General features: G+C 36.0%; 17 protein-coding genes. 6 read left to right on the forward strand and 11 right to left on the reverse strand.

Features of this window, described 5'->3' with window-relative positions; all coding sequences use genetic code 11:
- The first annotated feature begins 505 nt into the window (after positions 1 to 505).
- Together envC and GQ593_RS12400 are read left to right on the forward strand one after the other, a co-directional pair.
- The gene (gene envC / locus GQ593_RS12395) at positions 506 to 1,714 is read left to right on the forward strand and encodes a murein hydrolase activator EnvC (RefSeq protein WP_160432315.1); all 1,209 of its coding nucleotides are present in this window, start codon (positions 506 to 508) and stop codon (positions 1,712 to 1,714) included.
- Complete coding sequence (locus GQ593_RS12400) at positions 1,714 to 2,526, forward strand: divergent polysaccharide deacetylase family protein (protein WP_160432316.1); 813 nt, start codon at positions 1,714 to 1,716, stop codon at positions 2,524 to 2,526. The genes envC and GQ593_RS12400 overlap by 1 nt, the downstream gene beginning before the upstream one ends.
- A 3-nt stretch (positions 2,527 to 2,529) precedes the next feature.
- Here the strand turns inward: GQ593_RS12400 and rapZ are convergent, their stop codons facing one another.
- From rapZ to dsbB, 4 genes are all read right to left on the reverse strand, one after another.
- Complete coding sequence (gene rapZ, locus GQ593_RS12405; RefSeq protein WP_160432317.1) at positions 2,530 to 3,378, reverse strand: RNase adapter RapZ; 849 nt, start codon at positions 3,376 to 3,378, stop codon at positions 2,530 to 2,532.
- Positions 3,379 to 3,466: 88 nt separating this feature from the next.
- Positions 3,467 to 4,063, reverse strand: coding sequence for an XTP/dITP diphosphatase (locus GQ593_RS12410; RefSeq protein ID WP_160432318.1), 597 nt, complete (start codon positions 4,061 to 4,063; stop codon positions 3,467 to 3,469).
- A 63-nt stretch (positions 4,064 to 4,126) separates the two neighbouring features.
- Positions 4,127 to 4,783 (reverse strand): bifunctional tRNA pseudouridine(32) synthase/23S rRNA pseudouridine(746) synthase RluA, encoded by a 657-nt coding sequence (gene rluA / locus GQ593_RS12415; RefSeq protein WP_160432319.1) that lies wholly within the window; start codon positions 4,781 to 4,783, stop codon positions 4,127 to 4,129.
- A gap of 79 nt (positions 4,784 to 4,862) precedes the next feature.
- Complete coding sequence (dsbB, locus tag GQ593_RS12420) at positions 4,863 to 5,399, reverse strand: disulfide bond formation protein DsbB (RefSeq protein WP_160432320.1); 537 nt, start codon at positions 5,397 to 5,399, stop codon at positions 4,863 to 4,865.
- A 145-nt stretch (positions 5,400 to 5,544) separates the two neighbouring features.
- Here dsbB and rluC point away from each other — a divergent pair, with 145 nt between their 5' ends.
- On the forward strand, positions 5,545 to 6,516 hold the full coding sequence (gene rluC / locus GQ593_RS12425) for a 23S rRNA pseudouridine(955/2504/2580) synthase RluC (RefSeq protein WP_160432321.1): 972 nt from the start codon (positions 5,545 to 5,547) through the stop codon (positions 6,514 to 6,516).
- A gap of 35 nt (positions 6,517 to 6,551) precedes the next feature.
- Positions 6,552 to 7,214 (forward strand): histidine phosphatase family protein, encoded by a 663-nt coding sequence (locus GQ593_RS12430; protein WP_160432322.1) that lies wholly within the window; start codon positions 6,552 to 6,554, stop codon positions 7,212 to 7,214.
- A 64-nt stretch (positions 7,215 to 7,278) separates the two neighbouring features.
- Here the strand turns inward: GQ593_RS12430 and GQ593_RS12435 are convergent, their stop codons facing one another.
- Positions 7,279 to 8,730, reverse strand: a complete 1,452-nt coding sequence (locus tag GQ593_RS12435; RefSeq protein WP_160432323.1) for a beta-barrel assembly-enhancing protease — start codon at positions 8,728 to 8,730, stop codon at positions 7,279 to 7,281.
- Positions 8,731 to 8,933: 203 nt separating this feature from the next.
- Positions 8,934 to 10,655, reverse strand: a complete 1,722-nt coding sequence (proS, locus tag GQ593_RS12440) for a proline--tRNA ligase (RefSeq protein ID WP_160432324.1) — start codon at positions 10,653 to 10,655, stop codon at positions 8,934 to 8,936.
- 461 nt (positions 10,656 to 11,116) lie between these two features.
- Between proS and GQ593_RS12445 the strand changes: the two genes are divergently transcribed.
- Positions 11,117 to 12,409: a serine/threonine transporter gene (locus GQ593_RS12445; RefSeq protein WP_202115493.1), complete on the forward strand. Its 1,293-nt coding sequence runs from the start codon at positions 11,117 to 11,119 to the stop codon at positions 12,407 to 12,409.
- 292 nt (positions 12,410 to 12,701) lie between these two features.
- Positions 12,702 to 14,069 (forward strand): L-serine ammonia-lyase, encoded by a 1,368-nt coding sequence (locus GQ593_RS12450; RefSeq protein WP_160432326.1) that lies wholly within the window; start codon positions 12,702 to 12,704, stop codon positions 14,067 to 14,069.
- Between the two features lie 59 nt (positions 14,070 to 14,128).
- Here GQ593_RS12450 and GQ593_RS12455 read toward each other — a convergent pair whose 3' ends face one another.
- The 5 genes from GQ593_RS12455 to xerD form a co-directional block, all read right to left on the reverse strand.
- Positions 14,129 to 14,488, reverse strand: coding sequence for a helix-turn-helix domain-containing protein (locus tag GQ593_RS12455; RefSeq protein WP_160432327.1), 360 nt, complete (start codon positions 14,486 to 14,488; stop codon positions 14,129 to 14,131).
- 62 nt (positions 14,489 to 14,550) lie between these two features.
- The gene (gene mpl / locus GQ593_RS12460; protein WP_160432328.1) at positions 14,551 to 15,945 is read right to left on the reverse strand and encodes a UDP-N-acetylmuramate:L-alanyl-gamma-D-glutamyl-meso-diaminopimelate ligase; all 1,395 of its coding nucleotides are present in this window, start codon (positions 15,943 to 15,945) and stop codon (positions 14,551 to 14,553) included.
- Positions 15,946 to 16,064: 119 nt separating this feature from the next.
- Positions 16,065 to 17,801 carry a single-stranded-DNA-specific exonuclease RecJ gene (gene recJ / locus GQ593_RS12465; protein WP_160432329.1) on the reverse strand — a complete coding sequence of 579 codons (1,737 nt, stop codon included), beginning with the start codon at positions 17,799 to 17,801 and terminating at the stop codon, positions 16,065 to 16,067.
- Between the two features lie 79 nt (positions 17,802 to 17,880).
- A complete protein-coding gene (dsbC, locus tag GQ593_RS12470; protein WP_160432330.1) occupies positions 17,881 to 18,585 on the reverse strand; it encodes a bifunctional protein-disulfide isomerase/oxidoreductase DsbC in 705 nt (234 codons plus the stop codon).
- A gap of 25 nt (positions 18,586 to 18,610) precedes the next feature.
- Positions 18,611 to 19,525: a site-specific tyrosine recombinase XerD gene (xerD, locus tag GQ593_RS12475; protein ID WP_160432331.1), complete on the reverse strand. Its 915-nt coding sequence runs from the start codon at positions 19,523 to 19,525 to the stop codon at positions 18,611 to 18,613.
- Between the last annotated feature and the right edge of the window lie 206 nt (positions 19,526 to 19,731).

Consider the following 19,731-nt stretch of genomic DNA (forward strand, 5'->3'; position numbering starts at 1 on the left):
AGTATGGTATCACTGGCATTTATGTTGATGTGGCTGCCAATGTATTGTTGAGCAATTTATGTACAGCAAAGATCAACAGCCCCTATTGATTTCCCAATAGTTAGATTTACAGGAGACAGTTTGAAAGGGGAGATATTCAAAAAAATTGATTTAAGTTAGATTAGCTGAGCTGAGCATATCATCTCTGTAATGCTGTTATACTAAAAAATATAAACTATCTATAAGCTCATGATTTTAATTGAAATTTAAGGTTAAATTCAATAAAATCAATGCGTCACCTGAACGTTTTTTATGAAAAAATACGCTAATTTTTCACAGTATTGGAATGTTGCTATTTATTGCTTTTGAATGTGCTTATAGCAAAAACCAAACTAAAAAGTAGTCAATGCTGAAAAATAAAATTACAACATACTTGGTATGTGGTTTTCATTTTGCATCTTTACCTATTTGTCGGTATAGTGGCAACCATTATTATTGCTTGGTTACAAATTATAAATACAACGCCATGTCTATTTGTCAAAAAATTGTTGTTATTGCTTTTATTGGATTAATGAAGATTAATTTTTTATATGCTGATGATAATCAGCAGCTTCAATCTTTACGTCATGCAATTGAAGAGCAAGAAAAGCGTTTAGCGCAGCAAAAAAAAGAGCGTAATGAGCTCGTTAATAATCTTAAAGAACAAGAAACCGAAATTGCTAAACTTTTAACATCAATTGAAAGAAATGATTTATTACTCAGAAAGCTCGATCAAGAAATCAATAATTTAATTGAACAAATCAATGTATTAACGATAAAACAAAAACAGCAACGAACGATATTATCAAAACAGCTAGAAAGCGCATTTAAACTAGGCAATACAACAGGGTTGGAGTTGATTTTTTCGGGCGAGGAAAGTGAGCGTAATGATCGAATCATCACTTATTACAGTTACATTAACCAAGCACGACAACAACAAATTCATGATCTTGAAGATACGCAAATTCAATTGAATGAAAAGCGGATTGAGCTACAAAAAAAGCAAGCTTTGCATAAAACATTACAAAGCAAACAACAAGAACAACAAGCAGGGCTTGAAAAAAACCGTCAAAATCGCCAAAAAACGATAATTTCTCTTGAATCATCCATGCAAGTAAATCAACAAAAATTAATTGATTTACGTCATAATGAGGTTAAATTACAAGCGAAAATTGACCAAGCGGAACAAGAAAATAAGCGTATAGCAGAAGAAGAAGCAAAACAAGCAAAAAATATTGAAGAAAAGCAAAAGAATACGCGTTATACTCCTAATTCTGATGAGCGGTCATTAATGGCGCGTGTAAGTGGTATTGGTAAACCGCAACATCAGTTTAGTTGGCCTGTGAATGGTCGTGTTGCGCATCGGTTTGGGGAGTCACTCCAAGGTGAATTGCGCTGGAAAGGAATGGTGATTAATGCCAAAGATGGCATGCAAGTTAAAGCCATTGCTGATGGAAGAGTTATATTGGCAAGTTGGTTGCAGGGCTATGGCTTTGTTGTTGCGCTTGAGCATGGTAAAGGTGATATGAGTTTATATGGCTATAATCAACGCATGTTGGTTGCGGTGGGGGACAAAATTCAAAGTGGACAACCTATTGCATTAGTTGGTTCAAGTGGTGGACAAAATACGCCTGCTTTATATTTTGAGATCCGTCGTGATGGTTTGGCACTTGACCCGAGTGGGTGGTTAAAATAGTGCGTTATTTTATTTTTATTATAATCCTATTGGCGATAAATACTCACTGTGTTTGGGCTGCAAAACTTGCTATCGTCATTGATGATTTTGGGTATCGCCAACATAATGAAGAGCAAGTAATTTTATTATCGCCTAATATTAATGTTGCCGTTTTACCCAATTCGCCACATGCTAGGCGTATTGCAAATAGGGCTCATGAGCATGGTAATGATGTGATAATTCACTTGCCTATGGCACCACTAGGTAAACAGCCTCTAGAGAAAGACACGCTATTTCCCTCTATGAGCGAAGCTGAAGTGAATCGCATTGTAACTAATGCAGTTGAGCAGGTGCCGCATGCCATTGGTGTTAATAATCATATGGGCAGTTTGATGACATCAAATCTTACTGGTATGGAACATGTTATGAAATCATTGAGCCATTATTCAATGTTTTTCTTGGATAGCAAAACAATCGGTAAAACTCAAATAAAAAATGCCGCGCGCAATTACAACATTCCAGTGTTAACGCGTGATGTCTTTTTAGATGATCAGCAAAAAGAAAGTGCTATTAGCCAGCAATTTGATTTGGCCGTCAAACTGGCACGTAAAAATGGTGTAGCCATTGTTATTGGTCACCCTCATCCGCAAACGATTAATGTATTAAGAACAAAGCTTGCTAATTTACCTGAGGATATTGAATTGACCAAACTTAGTGATTTGATTACGACAATAGCAGCGCCAGCGAAGCATAAAACTACGCTGAAAGACATTTTTGAAAAATGTAAAAAACAAATTGAAGAATTATCAAATTATAAAACTTTGGACGAATAATGATTACCTTTTTTCTAAAGTTCGATGCCGAATTTGCACTTGCTTGTTTTGTGTTTTAAAAAATGTGGCTAATTGTTCTACAATAAAGACAGAACGATGTTGACCTCCAGTGCATCCAATTGCAATGGTTAAGTAACTACGGTTATTCTTTTCTAACAAAGGTAGCCATTGATTTAAGTAATTGGCGGTTTTATTGATAAAATTAGACACTTCGTTGTGCTTTAATAAATAGTTTTGTACAGGCTCATCTAATCCTGTTAGTGGGCGCAAACTGACCTCCCAATGCGGGTTAGGTAAAAACCTAACATCAAAGACAAAATCGGCATCAACCGGTAAGCCATGTTTAAACCCAAATGATTCAAAAATGATGGTTAATTCACGCTCTTTTTTACCCAAAATACGTGATCTTAATATGTCGGATAGTTCATGAACTGAAAGGTTGTCGGTATTTATAACTAAGCTTGCATGCGATTTTAACGGTTCTAGATATTTTTCTTCAAGATCGATTGCTTCTTCAAGGGAATATTGTTGATTGGTTAATGGGTGGATGCGTCTTGTTTCACTATAGCGTCGAATTAAGGTGTTACGGCTGCAATCAAAGAAAATAATTTCGGGTGTAACAGATTGAGGTAAGCGTTGAAATATATCGTGATTAAAATCAAAATTTTCTGGTAAATTTCGAATATCAATACTAATTGCAACAGGAGTATTATTGTCCTTTAATGAGTTGGCTAACTGAGGTAATAAAACAACGGGAATATTATCAACACAATAAAATCCCATATCTTCTAGCGCCCGCAGTGCAATTGATTTGCCAGAACCGGAGCGACCACTTACTATCAATAGAATCACAATATTAACTCCAATATCATCCATGCCTTAATTATATACTGTTTATTTCTTATTATACAATTTGGCGTATAAATAATATTGTTAACAATTAATAATCGGTTTTAATTTGGGTGATCAATTGTTTAAGAGCTTGACCACGATGTGATAGTTGGTTTTTCTGTTCTTTAGTTAGTTGCGCTGCGGTGCAGTTTAATTCTGGTACATAAAAAAGTGGGTCGTAACCAAACCCGCCGTCACCTAGCTCTTCATTTAAGATAAAACCATGCCATTTGCCTAAACAGATGATAGGTGTAGGGTCGTTTTCGTGTCGCATAAAAACGAGTGCACAATAAAAGTAAGCGGTACGTTTTTCTTTTGGGATATTTTGTAACGCACTGAGTAATTTTTGATTGTTGCTGGCGTCGTTGCCATGTTCACCTGCATAACGAGCAGAATAGATGCCAGGTTGTCCATTAAGTGCATCGACCGCTAAGCCTGAGTCATCGGCAATGGCGGGAAGTCCCGTTAATTTAGCGGTATGTCTTGCTTTTAAAATCGCATTTTCAATAAAGGTTAAACCAGTTTCCTCGACATCGGGCACATTAAATTGGCTTTGTGCAATAATATCAAAACCGGCATCGGCGAGTAATTTTTGCAATTCATTGACTTTGCCTTGATTATTTGTTGCTAACACAATTTTTTGCATTTTAACTTCCTTAATATTAATTGTTTATCAGTGATTAGCATGAGTAAATTTTATACTGCTATTTTAAAAATCAGGTTCACAGCTAAACGTCATACTTTCACCTGTTTTTGGGTGATTAATGGTGAGTAATTGAGCGTGCAATAGCAATCTGTTAGACATGGCAAACGCTTCGGGGTGCGCATAAAATTTATCGCCTAAAATCGGGTGGCCAATGGCCTGCATATGAACACGTAATTGATGCGATCGCCCCGTAAAAGGAAATAATTTAACGCGGGTTGTATTGTCCGAGTTGCGTGAAATCACTTGATATTCAGTCAGTGCATGTTTGCCATTTTCTAAATCGACCATTTGCCTTGGGCGATTAGGCCAATCACAAATCAATGGTAATTCAACACGACCAAAATCCTGTTCAAGATGCCCATGTACGACAGCAATGTATGTTTTTTTAGGAATACGTTCTCGAAACTGTTTTTTTATTTCTCGATCGGCTAGTTTTGACAGTGCGGCAACCATAATGCCACTGGTTGCCATATCTAACCGATGAACGGATTCGACATAGCTATATTTTTGTTGTAATCGATGAATAATACTATCAATAAATTGGGGTTTATTGCCTGAAACCGACAAAATACCAGGTTGTTTATTTACAACCACAATATGGTCGTCTTGATATAAAATAGATAGCCAAGGTTCAATAGGCGGGTGATATTCCAAAAGCATTTATGTGTGACAATTTGTAAAATAAAATTGCCACACATTCTAACAAACTCAACAAAAAGTGCCAGTGTTATAAATAACGTTACTTATTACTCCAGATTGAACCTTTAGGCGATGGGAAGATCTGTGAGATTAACACGCCTAAACCAACCATAAGATAGCAGGCAAAAATAATAATCATCCATTGTGACATTTCGATGGTTAAAAATGACCAAATTTTATCAGCACAAGAACCATAAGCTTTAAACATGCTAGGAAACCAAGAGTCTAAGGGCAACCAAACGGGGAATTGCGCATTAATTGTGCAAGTGTCGCTTAAGTTAGGTTCGAACTGTAAATGGGCATGGAATGCTGCTAAAGAAAAGCCTTGGTAGGCGCTAAAAAGCCAAATTAAAAGCCCCATTAATCGAACCACAATATTAGAAGGTGCAATAAGTCCAATAATACTCGCCAGCATGATGCCTAAAATAGCACAGCGTTGATAAATACAGAGAGTACAAGGAGCAAGCCCTAAACTATGTTGAAAATAAAGTGCGGTTATTTCAAAAGTAAGAGTAGAAAAGAACAATAAGAACCAAGCAAATCGACCTTTTGAGTATTGATTAAGCAACGATAACATACTATTTTATTCTCCAATATTCCGTTATAATCTTTTCTTTAATTATATCGAATATAATCTATCTTATTTTTTAATTACGATAGTGTAGTTTATTTTTGAATAATGTAAACGACTTTATCTATAGATGGTGGGCTAATCATTTCTTATGGACTCAACTGTTCCACAACCCAAATTACAAGTCTCATTTGTTACTATTTCAGAGGAAAATGCGACGCAGCGAATTGATAACTTTTTAATCACCTATTTAAAAGGTGTGCCAAAAAGTATGATTTATCGTATTTTAAGAAAAGGCGAAGTTCGTGTTAACAAAAAACGGATCAAACCTGAATATAAATTGAGTATTGGTGATGAAGTCCGGATTCCTCCTGTTCGCATGACTGAAAAAACTATGCCCGAAATTTCGACTAAGCTTAATAAAGTTGCTGACTTAGAAAAAGCAATTATCTATGAAGACGAGGTAATGCTGGCGATCAATAAACCATCAGGTATTGCCGTTCATGGTGGCAGTGGTTTAAGTTTTGGCGTAATTGAAAGTTTACGTGCTCTAAGACCGGAAGCGAAGTTTTTGGAGTTGGTACATCGTATTGACCGCGAAACATCGGGTGTGTTGTTGATTGCTAAAAAGCGCTCTGCACTAAAAGCGCTACACGAACAATTACGACTTAAACAAATGCAGAAAAATTATTTGGCGCTTGTTAAGGGTAATTGGTCTTCTGACTGTAAAGTGATACAAGCGCCACTGCTTAAAAATGTATTAAAAAGTGGTGAGCGAGTGGTGAAAGTCGATAAAGAGGGTAAACCATCTGAAACGCGGTTTAAAGTTGAAGAACGCTTTAATTTTGCCACGTTAATTAAAGCAAGCCCCGTAACTGGGCGTACCCACCAAATCCGTATCCATACGCAATATGCTAATCATCCCATTGCTTTTGATGATCGCTATGGTGATAGGCAGTTTGATGCATTATTGGCTGCAACAAAGCTTAATCGATTATTTTTACATGCCGCCAGTGTTAAATTTATTCATCCTAAAAGTTTACAAGAGATGCAATTACATGCGCCAATGGATGCTACTTTACAGGCTTGTTTAACCTATCTTAGAAAAGATAAATATCAGTAAAAAGAATTTTAAAATAAATAAGGTATTGAGTACGAATGAAAGATATTAATTTATATTTAATTAGACATGGTCAAACGCAGTGGAATATTAAAGATCAGATGCAAGGATCTCAAAATTCACCGTTAACTGAACAAGGTATTTTAGGGGCTAAAGTGACGGGACAACATTTAAAAAATGTGCCTTTTATGCAAGCATACTCAAGTACTCAACAACGCGCTATGGAAACCCGCGATTATATCATTAACGAAAATAATTTTGCGATTCCTACTTCTGAACTTGCTGATCTGCGTGAGATGGATTTTGGCCTTTGGGAAGGTAAACATGTACCAACGTTAAAACAAGAAGTGCCTGAATTTAATATTTATTTAACTGATCCAGCTAATTTTGATGCTGTAGTCAATCAAGGAGAAAATTACCTTGATACACTTGAGCGCATGCAGCAAGGGCTAAACACTATTGTACAAAACGCGCCCCAAGATACCGGTAATATTTTGGTTGTGTCGCACGGTACAGTATTACGTATATTACTGTGTGTTTTAAATGGTGGTGATTGGCGTTTACATCGTGATGAGGCTTATTTTCCACGGATGTTAAATACCAGCATTAGTGTAGTTAACTATAAGCAAAGTAATGATCAGGATGAAGGCATATTTACTGTGAAATTTTACAATAATGTCGATCATTTAGCTGAAGAATAAAGGTTTTACCTTCTCGACTAGTGGTTATTGCTATGATTAGTCGAGAAGTTATCGTTAAAGTCAATTATCGCTTATAAGCCGCATAACGTTTTTGTAGCTGCTTTAATTGATTGATTCTGGCATCAATTTTGGAAATCATTGTTTGATTACCTTTGGTTTGATTTTTAGCATTTTGTAGTAATTGAATGGCTTGCTGAAATTGACCTTCTAATGCAATTGCTTCGGCTTGCGCACTCATTTCTTGAGCCCTTGAATGTAATCCACCATAAGCTGTAATTAGTAACTCCCAGCCATTGCTATCATCATTGTGGTCAAACGTATAGCGATGCAACAAGCTGACGGCTTGTTGATAGTTTTTATTTTTTATATACGCATTAGCTAAATTCAATTGCAATGCCGAGCTATCCGGTGCTTTTTTTAACGCCGCTTGTAGGCGAGTAATTGCGTCATTACCATTGTTGAGTGCTAAATCAATATCAGTCATTAAATCAATATACCAAATATTATTCGGGTCACTATCTAATAATGGTTGCAGTTGTTGTTTTGCTTTTTGATTATTACCCCTTAGGTTGTCAGTTAAAGCATTACCATAAATAATGGCTATTTTACTTTGTTCATTATTTAGTTTTTGGTAATCTTCAATTAATCGTTTTGCGGTATTTTTATTTTTAGCCATCAATATTGCTAATCGAGCTTTTGCTAAATAATAGCTTAATGACGGCGATACGTTCTTTTTACTATATTGCATTGAACGATTGCGGATATCGGTTAATCGGCTATTAGGTAATGGGTGAGTAAGTAGTATTTCAGGCGCTTTACTACTAAAACGGCTTTGATCGGCAAGTTTTTGTAAAAATTCAGATGAAGCATAAGGATCAAATCCAGCTTTAGCAAGCGTTCTTAAACCAACACGATCGGCTTCTTGTTCATTACTTTGCGTAAAACTAATCATATTTTGAGCAGAGCCTGCCATGGTGCTAGTCATTGCCGCCATACCAGCTTCGGGATTGGCTAATGTTAGTAATAAAGACCCTAATGTTGCCCCCCAAACATAAGGACTATTACGGTTTTGGTTTTCCATTGCTCTGGCCAAATGACGTTGGGTGACATGCCCAATTTCGTGAGCCATAACAGAGGCCAATTGGCTTTCATTATCGGTATCTAATATGAGCTTAGAATGAATGACGACATTTCCACCAAAAAAAGCGAATGCATTAAGTACATCGCTTTTCATAATATAGAAATGAAAAGGTGTTTTTACTGATTCTGATTTAGCGACTAATTTATTACCTAAGTCATTAATATATTGATTTAACACAGGATCGTTTATTATGGGTGCGCCCGCTCGTAGCATTCGCATATAATAATCGCCCATTTCCATCTCTTGGCCGATACTTAATGTTGTAGCTGCTGCGGTGCCGATATCTGGGAGATTGATATTATCCGCATATACGATAGATGTGTTTTGTAATAACAACGAGGTAGAGAGTGCAAATGCAATGGCTTTTTTTAACATTCTTTCAACCAATTAAGATAAGATTTTTGTTGATCTATTTTAGCCGAAAAAAAGAACTATATCACTTTGAATTTATCATTAGGATGCTTAGTTTGTTTGAGGTGATAAGTATAAAAAGTCACTATTGTTATGATTGAAATGACAAAACTCAACAACCGTATCAGTACGGTTGTTGAGTTTTTGATGTTAATAGTCGAATTTTATTATGCTTTATGACGGCGATTTTTGATAAACTCAATAATATTATCAACGTTTACCATTTCTTTATTGCCACCAGCACGATGTTTGTATTCAACTTCGCCATTTTCAAGATTGCGCTCACCAATGACAATTGTATGAGGAATACCAATTAGTTCCGCATCAGCAAACATCACTCCTGGGCGCTCTTTACGGTCGTCAAAGAGAACTTCAATGCCAGCAGCTTGTAGATCTGCGTAAAGTTTTTCAGCTGTTGCTTGGACTTTTTCTGATTTGTGCATATTCATTGGAATAATCACGACACTAAATGGCGCAATCGCTTCTGGCCAAACAATACCACGTTCATCATGACATTGTTCAATTGCTGCTGCCACAATTCGGCTAACCCCAATCCCATAGCAACCCATGATCATAACGTGATTTTGCCCATCTTCACCTTGCACTGTTGCTTTCATTGCTTGTGAATATTTAGTTCCAAGTTGGAAGATATGACCAACTTCAATACCGCGTTTAATTTGTAATGTCCCTTTGCCGTCAGGGCTGATGTCACCTTCAACTACGTTGCGGATATCTTCAATACGAGGTAAGGCAACGTCACGTTGCCAATTAATATTAAAATAGTGTTTGTGGTCAATATTGGCACCCGCACTAAAATCGCTCATAACAGCCACATCGCGATCAATAATAATTGGCATATTTAAGTTAATTGGACCTAATGATCCTGGTCCAGCATTAACTAACGCGCGGATCTCTTCTTCGGTTGCAAATTCTAGTGGTGAGGCAACGATATCGATTTTTTCGGCTTTGATTTCGTTTAAAGTATGATCGCCTCGAACTAATAAAGCGACTAATTGATGACCACTTTCTTTGGTTGCTTTAACCATTAAAGTTTTTACGGTCTTTTCGATTGGTAAATTGAACTGTTTGACTAATTCGTCAATGGTTTTTGCATTTGGCGTATCGACCAGTTCCATGGTTTTAGTCGGCGCTGAGCGCTTTTGCGTTGGCGCTAATGCTTGCGCCATTTCGATATTAGCCGCATAGTCCGATTCTGTTGAAAACACGATGTCGTCTTCACCACTGTCAGCTAATACTTGGAACTCATGTGACCAGTTACCACCAATTGATCCTGTGTCAGCGCGCACAGCTCTAAAGTTTAAACCTGCGCGTGTAAATACTGCACTATAGGCTTTATACATATCATCATAAGTTTCTTGCAATGATGCTTGTGTGGTATGGAAAGAGTATGCATCTTTCATAATAAATTCACGCGAACGCATCACGCCAAAGCGAGGGCGTACTTCATCACGGAATTTAGTCTGGATTTGATATACATTAAGCGGTAATTGTTTGTATGAACTGACTTCATTACGTAGTAAGTCAGTAATTACTTCTTCATGCGTTGGTCCTAATACAAAATCACGATCACCACGGTCTTTAATCCGTAATAGTTCAGGCCCATATTGTTCCCAACGCCCACTTTCTTGCCAAATATCAGCAGGTTGTACAACGGGCATAAGTACTTCTATTGCGCCTGCTTTGTTCATCTCTTCACGAACAATATTTTCTACTTTTTTAAGGACTCGGTAACCAGTGGGAAGCCAAGTATATAAACCCGCAGCCACTTTACGGATCATGCCGGCACGTAACATTAATTGATGGCTAATGACTTCTGCATCAGCGGGGGTTTCTTTTAACGTTGAAAGAAGATATTTACTGGTTCGCATAAATTTATCCCAAAAATAATTTATTTATAAATATAATAAAAATGTGAGCTAGTTTAGCAGTACCAAGCACAACACTAAAGTAATTTTATCGCTATTTTAAATATAAAACTAACGGTAAAACCTTAAAACAACATTAAGTAAACGTTTTTTAGGTTATTGGTCGACCGTAAGTTATTTTACGATATAGGTGCCAATTCTTTTGTCTATGAATTCTTAGTTATTGTCATTTAACCGTCAATGCAATTTGCGGTAAAACGGTAGATTGTTTTATTTGTTAAAGATCAAAATTGATACTTTATTCGTTTTTAATTTGTTTGGTATCAAATTAAATATTATTTATTGTATTGATTATATTTAATTTTTAATTGATAGTGTGATTGAGATCACTTTGTAATAGTCGTTCATTTGATATTATATTTACAGCATATTTAATTAAGGAGTAGTATAAAATGAGTAAGTTAATGACTAACAAAGCTGTAATAGACTCAAAGAATGGATCAGTATTACCCAAATGGCAAAAAAGTGATACATTATGGATGCTTAGCCTGTATGGTACCGCGATTGGTGCTGGCGTGCTTTTTCTACCAATTAATGCGGGGGTAGGCGGATTAATTCCATTATTGGTTATGCTGATTCTTGCTTTTCCAATGACATTTTTTGCGCACCAAGCTTTGTGTCGATTTGTATTATCAGGCAAAAGTCGTGAAGGTGATATCACCGTTGTGGTTGAAGAGGCTTTTGGGCGAACAGCAGGAAACTGGATAACAGTGCTTTATTTTTTTGCAATTTACCCAATATTATTAGTCTATAGTGTTGGCATTACTAACACGGTAGATAGTTTTATGGTTCACCAACTAGGAATGGAATCACTACCACGAGCTTTACTTTCATTTGTTTTAGTTGCATTTTTAATGTCAATTGTTCACTTTGGTGAAGAACTTATTGTTAAAGTTATGTCTATATTGGTTTTTCCATTTATTGCTGTTTTAATGATTTTAGCTTTATTTTTAATTCCGCAATGGCATGGTGAAATTTTTGCTAATTTATCTTTTGGCAGTAATGGTAGTGATGGTGAACAAAGTATTTTAATGACACTTTGGCTAGTAATTCCTGTTATGGTTTTTGCCTTTAATCACTCGCCGATTATTTCATCTTTAGCTGTTGCTAAACGTAAAGAATATGGTGAAATTTATGCTGCTCCAAAATGTACTAAAATTATTGCAGCAAGTAATATAATGATGGTTGTCACAGTTATGTTTTTTGTTTTTAGCTGTGCATTTTGTTTAACACCAGCAGAGCTTTTAGAAGCGAAAGCGCAGAATATTTCAACGCTATCTTATTTGGCTAATCGTTTTAACTCACCTGTTATTGAATATATTGGTCCTCCAATTGCCTTTATTGCTATGGCAAAATCGTTTTTAGGTCATTATCTAGGTGGTAAAGAAGGTTTTAACGGTATTGTTAATAAAGTCTTGCGTAGCCGCAATAAAACTATTTCAGAAAAGAAACTTGATAAACTTGCTATTGTATTTATGTTTGTAACAGCATGGGGCATTGCCACACTAAATCCTAGTATTTTAGGTCTTATTGAATCACTTGGTGGTCCTATTTTAGCGATATTATTGTTTTTAATGCCGATGTATGCAATTCATAAATTACCTGTATTAGCAAAATATCGAGGAAAACCAAGTAATGTGTTTATTGTTGTTATGGGGCTAGTTGCGATTTCAGCTGCTATCTATAATTTATTATAAAATTGATTAGATGGGTAATAACCACCTATATTATGCAATAAATAAAACCCGTCGATATTCATCGATGGGTAAAAAGTCTATTGGTAAACCTGATTAACCGTAAAATAAACATTAATTACTAATGAATATTAAAAACTTATTTTCATAATCTTTAAAAGTGATACTTAGCTATCACTATAACAATTAATGCGATGTGTTGATAAGGTTATTTTTATTTAACTAGTAAAAAATTTATAAAGTTATAACTAGGCTAGCAGTATTAATTTATTTTTGGCATCAAAAAGGAAAAAATATGAGTTCAGTATTTGAAATATTTAAGATAGGTATTGGTCCTTCAAGTTCGCATACAGTAGGGCCAATGAGAGCAGGGAAGGCATTTATCGATCAACTAATCGATAATGATATGATGTCATCGGTTACTAAAATTGTTGCTGATGTTTATGGTTCTTTGTCATTAACAGGTAAAGGCCACCAAACAGATATTGCTATTATCATGGGTTTAGCGGGTGAAAAACCTGATACTGTTAATATTGATAATATTCCTATTTTTATTGAAAAATTAAGCCAAACTCACCGTTTACCGATTTATCATAATCGTTACGAAATCGACTTTGCTTTGGATAGTTGTATGGTGTTTCATTCTAAATTTTTACCATTACATGAAAACGGCATGACATTGACTGCATATAAAGGCGATACATTACTGTTTCAAAAAACGTATTATTCCGTGGGCGGTGGTCAGATTGTTGAAGAGGAACAATTTGGGGTGCAAAAACAAGATTCAGTAAAACTTCCTTATCCATTTTCTTCCGCTGCACAACTATTAAAACATTGTGAAGATAATTCATTGTCAATTTCTAGTATTATGATGAAAAATGAGTTGCAATTACATACCTATGAAGAAATTGAAGATTATTTTTCTCGCGTTGGGCAAACTATTTTAGAATGTATCAAACGTGGAATGAATACTGAAGGATTATTACCAGGACCACTAAAAGTTCCACGTCGTGCGTTTTCGTTATATCGTCAATTATCTACCACTAAAGATAAAATTATTAATGATCCCATGGTGATTATTGATTGGGTAAATATGTTTGCGCTTGCCGTTAGTGAAGAAAACGCAGCCGGTGGGCGAGTTGTTACTGCGCCAACAAATGGGGCATGTGGCATTATTCCTGCGGTGCTTGCTTATTATGATAAATTTATTAACCCAGTTACGCCTGATATTTACATCCGATTTTTTCTAACTTGTGGTGCGATAGGACAACTTTATCAAATCAATGCGTCTATTTCTGGTGCTGAAGTTGGCTGCCAAGGCGAAGTTGGTGTTGCGTGCTCAATGGCTGCTGCAGGACTTGCTGAGCTTTTAGGGGGGAATCCTGAGCAAGTTTGCATGGCGGCTGAAATAGCAATGGAGCATAACTTAGGATTGACCTGTGATCCGGTTGCTGGTCAAGTGCAGGTGCCTTGTATCGAGCGTAATGCCATTGCTGCCGTAAAATCAATCAATGCAACAAGAATGGCTTTAAGACGAATTACTGCGGCAAAAGTATCGTTAGATAAAGTGATTAAAACCATGTATGAAACAGGAAAAGATATGAACGCAAAATATCGAGAAACATCACGTGGTGGGCTTGCAATTACGGTTCATTGTAATTAGCAGCGTGAATATTTTATTGAATTCGCCTGTTTTGTAATCGGCGAATTCTTAAATTATATTTAGTGCTTCCAGCACATAGTATTAACCTTAGAACGCAAGAAATCATTCTCTGTTAGCATATCTACTTGCTCTATTTTTGCTGTGCGTTGTTTTCTTTTTCGTTTGGGCTGCTCTGCTGAGGTAATATGGATAACTTCGTTGTAAGCTAGTAAATTATTAAGCTGATCAAGTTCATCTAATCCACGAAGAACAGAAATCAAAGTTTGTAATGTAATCGATTCGCCTTGTTCAATACGTTTTATTGTTGCAATACCAATTTCGGATTTTTGAGCCAATTCTTGCTGAGATAAGTTTTTTTCAATTCTTGCCATTTTTATTCTGCGGCATATCATAGCAATCATATCAGTTGTTTCATTCATGAAATATCCTTTTTATATGATATGCCACATCACGTGGCATATCATATATTGCTATCAAATCGTTATTTGATTAATGGTAATTTTTCTTGATTTTTGATTTGTTGCTTTTCTAGGCTTTCTAAAATCTTTTTATGGATACCACTAAAACCACCATTACTCATAATTAAAATTGCATCTGTAGGGCGAGCTGATTTGGTGATCATTTCAACCAGTAAATCAATATCGCCAGTCCAGTAAGCGGGTTGAATACAAGCATCCACCACATCAGCAACTAACCAAGGGAGATGCTCAGGTTGGAAGATGAAAATTTCGTCAGCACGTCCAAGCGATGGCGCTAGCTCATCTTTAGATACGCCTAATTTCATTGTGTTTGAACGAGGCTCAAGCACGGCTAAAATACGGCGATTAGCACCGATTTTACTGCGTAATGCTTCTAAAGTTGCTAAGATTGCCGTTGGGTGATGCGCAAAATCATCATAGATTTCGATATTATTCATTTCACCGTAGAGTTCTAAACGCCTTTTTGCATTTACGAACGAACCTAATGCCAAACAAGCATCAGCAGGCTCAATGCCTACATTATGAGCGGCTGCAATTGCCATTAATGCATTATGCATATTATGTTCGCCGACTAATGCATATTTTACTTCGCCCACTTTTTTATTGTTATAGAAAACAGCAAAATGGCTTGCGTCGTTATTGATACGTTGGGCTAACCAGCCTGTGTCTGATTCAGTAAAGGTTTGTTCGCTCCAGCAGCCTTTAGCCAATACTTGTTTTAAATTCACATCTTCTTGAGGTGCAATAATCAGCCCTTTGCTGGGTACTAAACGAACTAGATGGTGAAATTGTTTTTGAATTGAGTTTAGATCATCAAAAATATCTGCATGATCAAATTCTAAATTGTTCATGATAAGTGTTTTAGGGCAGTAGTGCATAAATTTTGAACGTTTATCAAAGAAAGAACAATCATACTCATCTGCCTCAATAACAAAATAGTTACCTTCACCTAACCTTGCTGATACATCAAAATTACCAGGTACACCACCAATAACAAAACCTTGTTTGTAATTTTGTTTTTCTAAAATCCAATTGACCATACCAGCTGTTGTGGTTTTGCCATGAGTTCCAGCAACTGCAATAACCCAGCGATCGCGTAACACATTATCATGTAGCCATTGTGGTGCTGAAATATAAGGAATATTATTATCCAAAATATATTCAACGCAAGGATTGCCTCGTGATAGGGCATTGCCAATGATGACTAAATCAGGTGTAGATGTGAGTTGTGATGGATCATATCCTTCAATAATATCAATGTGTTCTTTTTGTAAAAGTGTACTCATTGGTGGATAAACATTTTTATCTGAACCTGTTACTTGATGACCTAGAGAACGGGCTATTAATGCAATTCCTGCCATAAATGTGCCACAAATTCCAAGAATGTGAATATGCATTTTGAATCCTTAACGTTGTATAAATTTTATCTCAATGATGTTGCGTAACCATTGTCGATTCGACCAGTAATCAGATGTAAATTTAGTGCAATTTTTTAATTATAATCGATTCTACCTGCTTATGCGATAGGCCATAGATGTTTAATCATTAATTGTGGAGCTTGGTTGCCACGAAACTCATCTACATCTAAATGATAAACGATTTGTACATTTTTTATTGATTGATCAGGCCATTGCTGTCGATTTACATTAAAAAATATTCCTTCAATAAGTGGACCGCCATTTTGGGGTTCTAAGACTAATTTAAGGTGTTTATCTGCAAATAATAGTTGTTGATGAATAATAAATTCACCATCAAAAATGGGTGCACCAAACCCTTCGCCCCATGGACCTGATTCTTTTAGCTGTTTGGCGATTGCATAAGTAAAATCTTGCCTCTCTATTTCACCATCAGTGTCAATGATAGGTTCTAGCAAATCAGGTTTTAAACGTGTGTCTAAAAGTGCCTCAAAGCTACTTTTAAAACGTTGTAAATCTTCTTCACGAATAGTTAATCCAACGGCCATCGCGTGACCACCAAAGCTCATTATTAAATCAGGATGTTGCTGATTTAATTCATCAATAAAATCACGCAAATGAATGCCCGGAATTGAGCGCCCTGAGCCTTTTAAAAAACCATCTTGAGTTGAGGCGAACGATATAACTGGGCGATAATATTTATCTTTTAAACGTGAAGATAAGATCCCAATAATGCCTTGATGCCACTCCGGATGATAAAACACGAGCAAGCTAGGTATAGAGGTGTTTTGTTTCTCAATTTCTTGAATAAACGACAAAGCTTCTTTATGCATCGTTTGTTCAATGAGCTTGCGATCGTTATTGAGATTATTAAGATCTGTTGCTTTGCCAATGGCAGATTCATAATCATCACAAAGTAATAATTGAACACCTAATGTCATATTGTCCATTCTACCAGCTGCGTTTAATCGAGGAGCAATATAAAACGCTAAATCGGTTGAAGTTATCGACGTAGGCTCTTTTTTGGATATCTGTAATAAGGCCTTGATTCCTTCACTACAATAACCAGATCGAATCCTGTTTACACCTTGGTGAACTAAAATGCGATTGTTATGATCAAGTTTAACTACATCAGCAATAGTACCTAAAGCAACTAAATCTAATAAATTTGCCAAATTATATTCAGCCAAATTATTATCCGTGAACCAATTCTCTTGTCGTAATTTTGCGCGTAAAGCCAGCATAAAGTAAAAGGCGACACCAACTCCAGCTAAATGTTTAGAGGGAAAAATACAATCAGGTAAATTAGGATTGATTATGGCATCGGCATTAGGTAATTGCGCTGGGCATAAATGGTGATCAGTAATAATAACAGACAAGCCTGATTGCTTTGCAAAGTCAACGCCTTCATTGGCAGAAATACCGTTGTCAACAGTAATAATAAGCTGCGCACGTTGTAAAATAGCTTTTTTAACAACCGAAACGCTTAACCCATATCCATCATCAAAACGATCAGGAATAATATAATCAACAAAAAGGCAACCCATATTTTTAAGTGCCTTGACAGTTAAGGCTGTGCTTGTCGCACCATCGGTATCAAAATCGCCAACAACCATAATGCGCTTATTATTCTTTATTGCTAAATAAAGAATTTCCACGGCTTTATCAATACCCGCTAATTTATCGTAATTACATAGATTGCGGGTGGTATAGTCGAGCTCATGCATGCTAGTAACGCCACGTAAGGCATAAATTCGCTGTAGCAATAACGGAATATCATGATTAAATTCTGGATATACTTCAGGTAATTTGCGATGTCTTAATTTATTTTTTTTCATATTTAATATGCTAGCGCATGCGCGCTAACATGTATTTTCATCTTATATTTAAATTTCAACAGTAATTACTGACTAATGGTTATTTAGCTGTTTTTTTATCTAAAATTTCAATTAATTTATCTGCTGGCACGTAACCTGAAACAAGTTGCCCATCAGGTAGTACAATTGCTGGTGTACCGCCAATACCTAACTTTTTACCAACGTTAAATTGTTGTGTTACATAAGGTATCATACTACTAGCAGGTGAGATAGGCTTATCTTTGTATGCATTGTCAAATGCTGCTTTACGGTCAGTCACACTCCAAATAGATTGCATGTTTTTACCAACATCACTGTCAGCACCCGCTCGAGGGAACGCAAAATAGTGCACAGAAATACCTGCATCTAAATATTTATCGATATTTTCGTGGAGTAGTTTACAGTAGTGGCATGTATAATCAGTAAAGACTGAAATGATGTATTTTTCATTTTTTGCCTTATACACAATGGCATCTTTTTCAATTGGTTTTATTAGCTGAAGATTGCTGCTATTAGCTATATTTTCAGGTTCATCACCTTGAATATCATAAATAGGGCCCTTGGTTAAATATTTCCCATCGTTTGTAACATAATAAATCCCCTCAGGTGTGCTAACACTTTTAAGTCCTTGAACAGGGCTATTAGTAATATTTAGATCTTTACTATCATAACCCAATTTATTTAAAGATTTTTCAATATCAATATTACTTGCTAATACCGAAGTTGAAATTAAAGCTAAACCTAAACATAAAACTAATTTTTTCATTGAATTATCCTTATTTTTTCGAACACTATGCTCGAGGATGATGTTTACTGTGTAACTGTTTTAACCTTTCTGTTGCCACATGTGTATAAATTTGGGTAGTTGATAAACTACTGTGTCCAAGCAACATTTGTACAACACGCAAATCGGCACCATGATTAAGCAGATGTGTCGCAAAAGCATGTCGCAATACATGGGGTGAAAGTGCTTCAATATTAATACCAGTTAGTATGGCATAATATTTGATTCGATGCCAGAAGGTCTGTCGAGTCATTTTTTTACCTAATCGACTAGGAAAAAGTACATCCACAGGACCTGCTTTTAAAAGATCATTTCTAGCATATTTAAAATAATATTCAAGCCAATAAACAGCTTCTTCCCCAAGTGGCACCAGACGCTCTTTATTACCTTTACCAATCACTCTTACCACCCCTTGGCGCAGACTAACTTCACTCATTTCTAAGCTCACTAATTCCGATACGCGTAAACCTGTAGCATAAAGCACTTCTAACATTGCTTTATCTCGAAGCTCGATAGGATCTTCTATATTTGGCGATTCAAGTAATGCATCAACTTGCGATTCAGTTAAATCTTTAGGTAATTTTTTGGGCAGCTTGGGGGAAGATAATACTGCAGTAGGATCATCAGTGCGATAGTTTTCTTGATATAAATACTGAAAAAAACGTTTAGTTGCGCTAAGTAAACGCGCTGAACTACTTGCTTTATACCCGTCTTTGACGCGCTGCATTAAAAAGTCTTGTAAGTTAAGCGTTTGGGCAGTCAGGAAAGTGACATTTTGTTGTTGTAAAGATTGACTTAATGCCAACAAATCAAGTTTATAAGAAGCAATGGTATTTTCAGCTAAGTTCCGTTCTAGCCATAATGAATCTAAAAACCGTTCTATTAACATTTTATTTTGGGCGGGTGTGTCTTGACTAGACATCAATAATTATCTCTATATCACAGTTATTTTTTACATTATATACTAACTGTCAATAAGTTGTAGTTTTGCTAAATGAGCAACTTTTTAGAATAACTGTAGCAGTTTATATTTTTATAAATGTTTAGGGCGTGTTGATCTTTCGTGATTATTTTTTAGACGGCATGATGTGAGTTATAATAATTCTGCAAAAAACAACCATAACTCGA

This window comes from Gilliamella sp. Pas-s25 (assembly GCF_009795885.1).
Taxonomy (GTDB): domain Bacteria; phylum Pseudomonadota; class Gammaproteobacteria; order Enterobacterales; family Orbaceae; genus Gilliamella.

What these genes read in the sequence shown, in the direction of transcription:
- recJ (WP_160432329.1), bottom strand. Translation starts at nt 17,801, where the DNA reads ATGAAAAAAAATAAATTAAGACATCGCAAATTACCTGAAGTATATCCA.
- rluC (WP_160432321.1), top strand. Translation starts at nt 5,545, where the DNA reads ATGGACTCAACTGTTCCACAACCCAAATTACAAGTCTCATTTGTTACT.
- GQ593_RS12435 (WP_160432323.1), bottom strand. Translation starts at nt 8,730, where the DNA reads ATGTTAAAAAAAGCCATTGCATTTGCACTCTCTACCTCGTTGTTATTA.
- dsbB (WP_160432320.1), bottom strand. Translation starts at nt 5,399, where the DNA reads ATGTTATCGTTGCTTAATCAATACTCAAAAGGTCGATTTGCTTGGTTC.
- xerD (WP_160432331.1), bottom strand. Translation starts at nt 19,525, where the DNA reads ATGTCTAGTCAAGACACACCCGCCCAAAATAAAATGTTAATAGAACGG.
- mpl (WP_160432328.1), bottom strand. Translation starts at nt 15,945, where the DNA reads ATGCATATTCACATTCTTGGAATTTGTGGCACATTTATGGCAGGAATT.
- GQ593_RS12450 (WP_160432326.1), top strand. Translation starts at nt 12,702, where the DNA reads ATGAGTTCAGTATTTGAAATATTTAAGATAGGTATTGGTCCTTCAAGT.
- GQ593_RS12445 (WP_202115493.1), top strand. Translation starts at nt 11,117, where the DNA reads ATGACTAACAAAGCTGTAATAGACTCAAAGAATGGATCAGTATTACCC.
- GQ593_RS12410 (WP_160432318.1), bottom strand. Translation starts at nt 4,063, where the DNA reads ATGCAAAAAATTGTGTTAGCAACAAATAATCAAGGCAAAGTCAATGAA.
- GQ593_RS12455 (WP_160432327.1), bottom strand. Translation starts at nt 14,488, where the DNA reads ATGAATGAAACAACTGATATGATTGCTATGATATGCCGCAGAATAAAA.
- proS (WP_160432324.1), bottom strand. Translation starts at nt 10,655, where the DNA reads ATGCGAACCAGTAAATATCTTCTTTCAACGTTAAAAGAAACCCCCGCT.
- envC (WP_160432315.1), top strand. Translation starts at nt 506, where the DNA reads ATGTCTATTTGTCAAAAAATTGTTGTTATTGCTTTTATTGGATTAATG.
- rluA (WP_160432319.1), bottom strand. Translation starts at nt 4,783, where the DNA reads ATGCTTTTGGAATATCACCCGCCTATTGAACCTTGGCTATCTATTTTA.
- GQ593_RS12430 (WP_160432322.1), top strand. Translation starts at nt 6,552, where the DNA reads ATGAAAGATATTAATTTATATTTAATTAGACATGGTCAAACGCAGTGG.
- dsbC (WP_160432330.1), bottom strand. Translation starts at nt 18,585, where the DNA reads ATGAAAAAATTAGTTTTATGTTTAGGTTTAGCTTTAATTTCAACTTCG.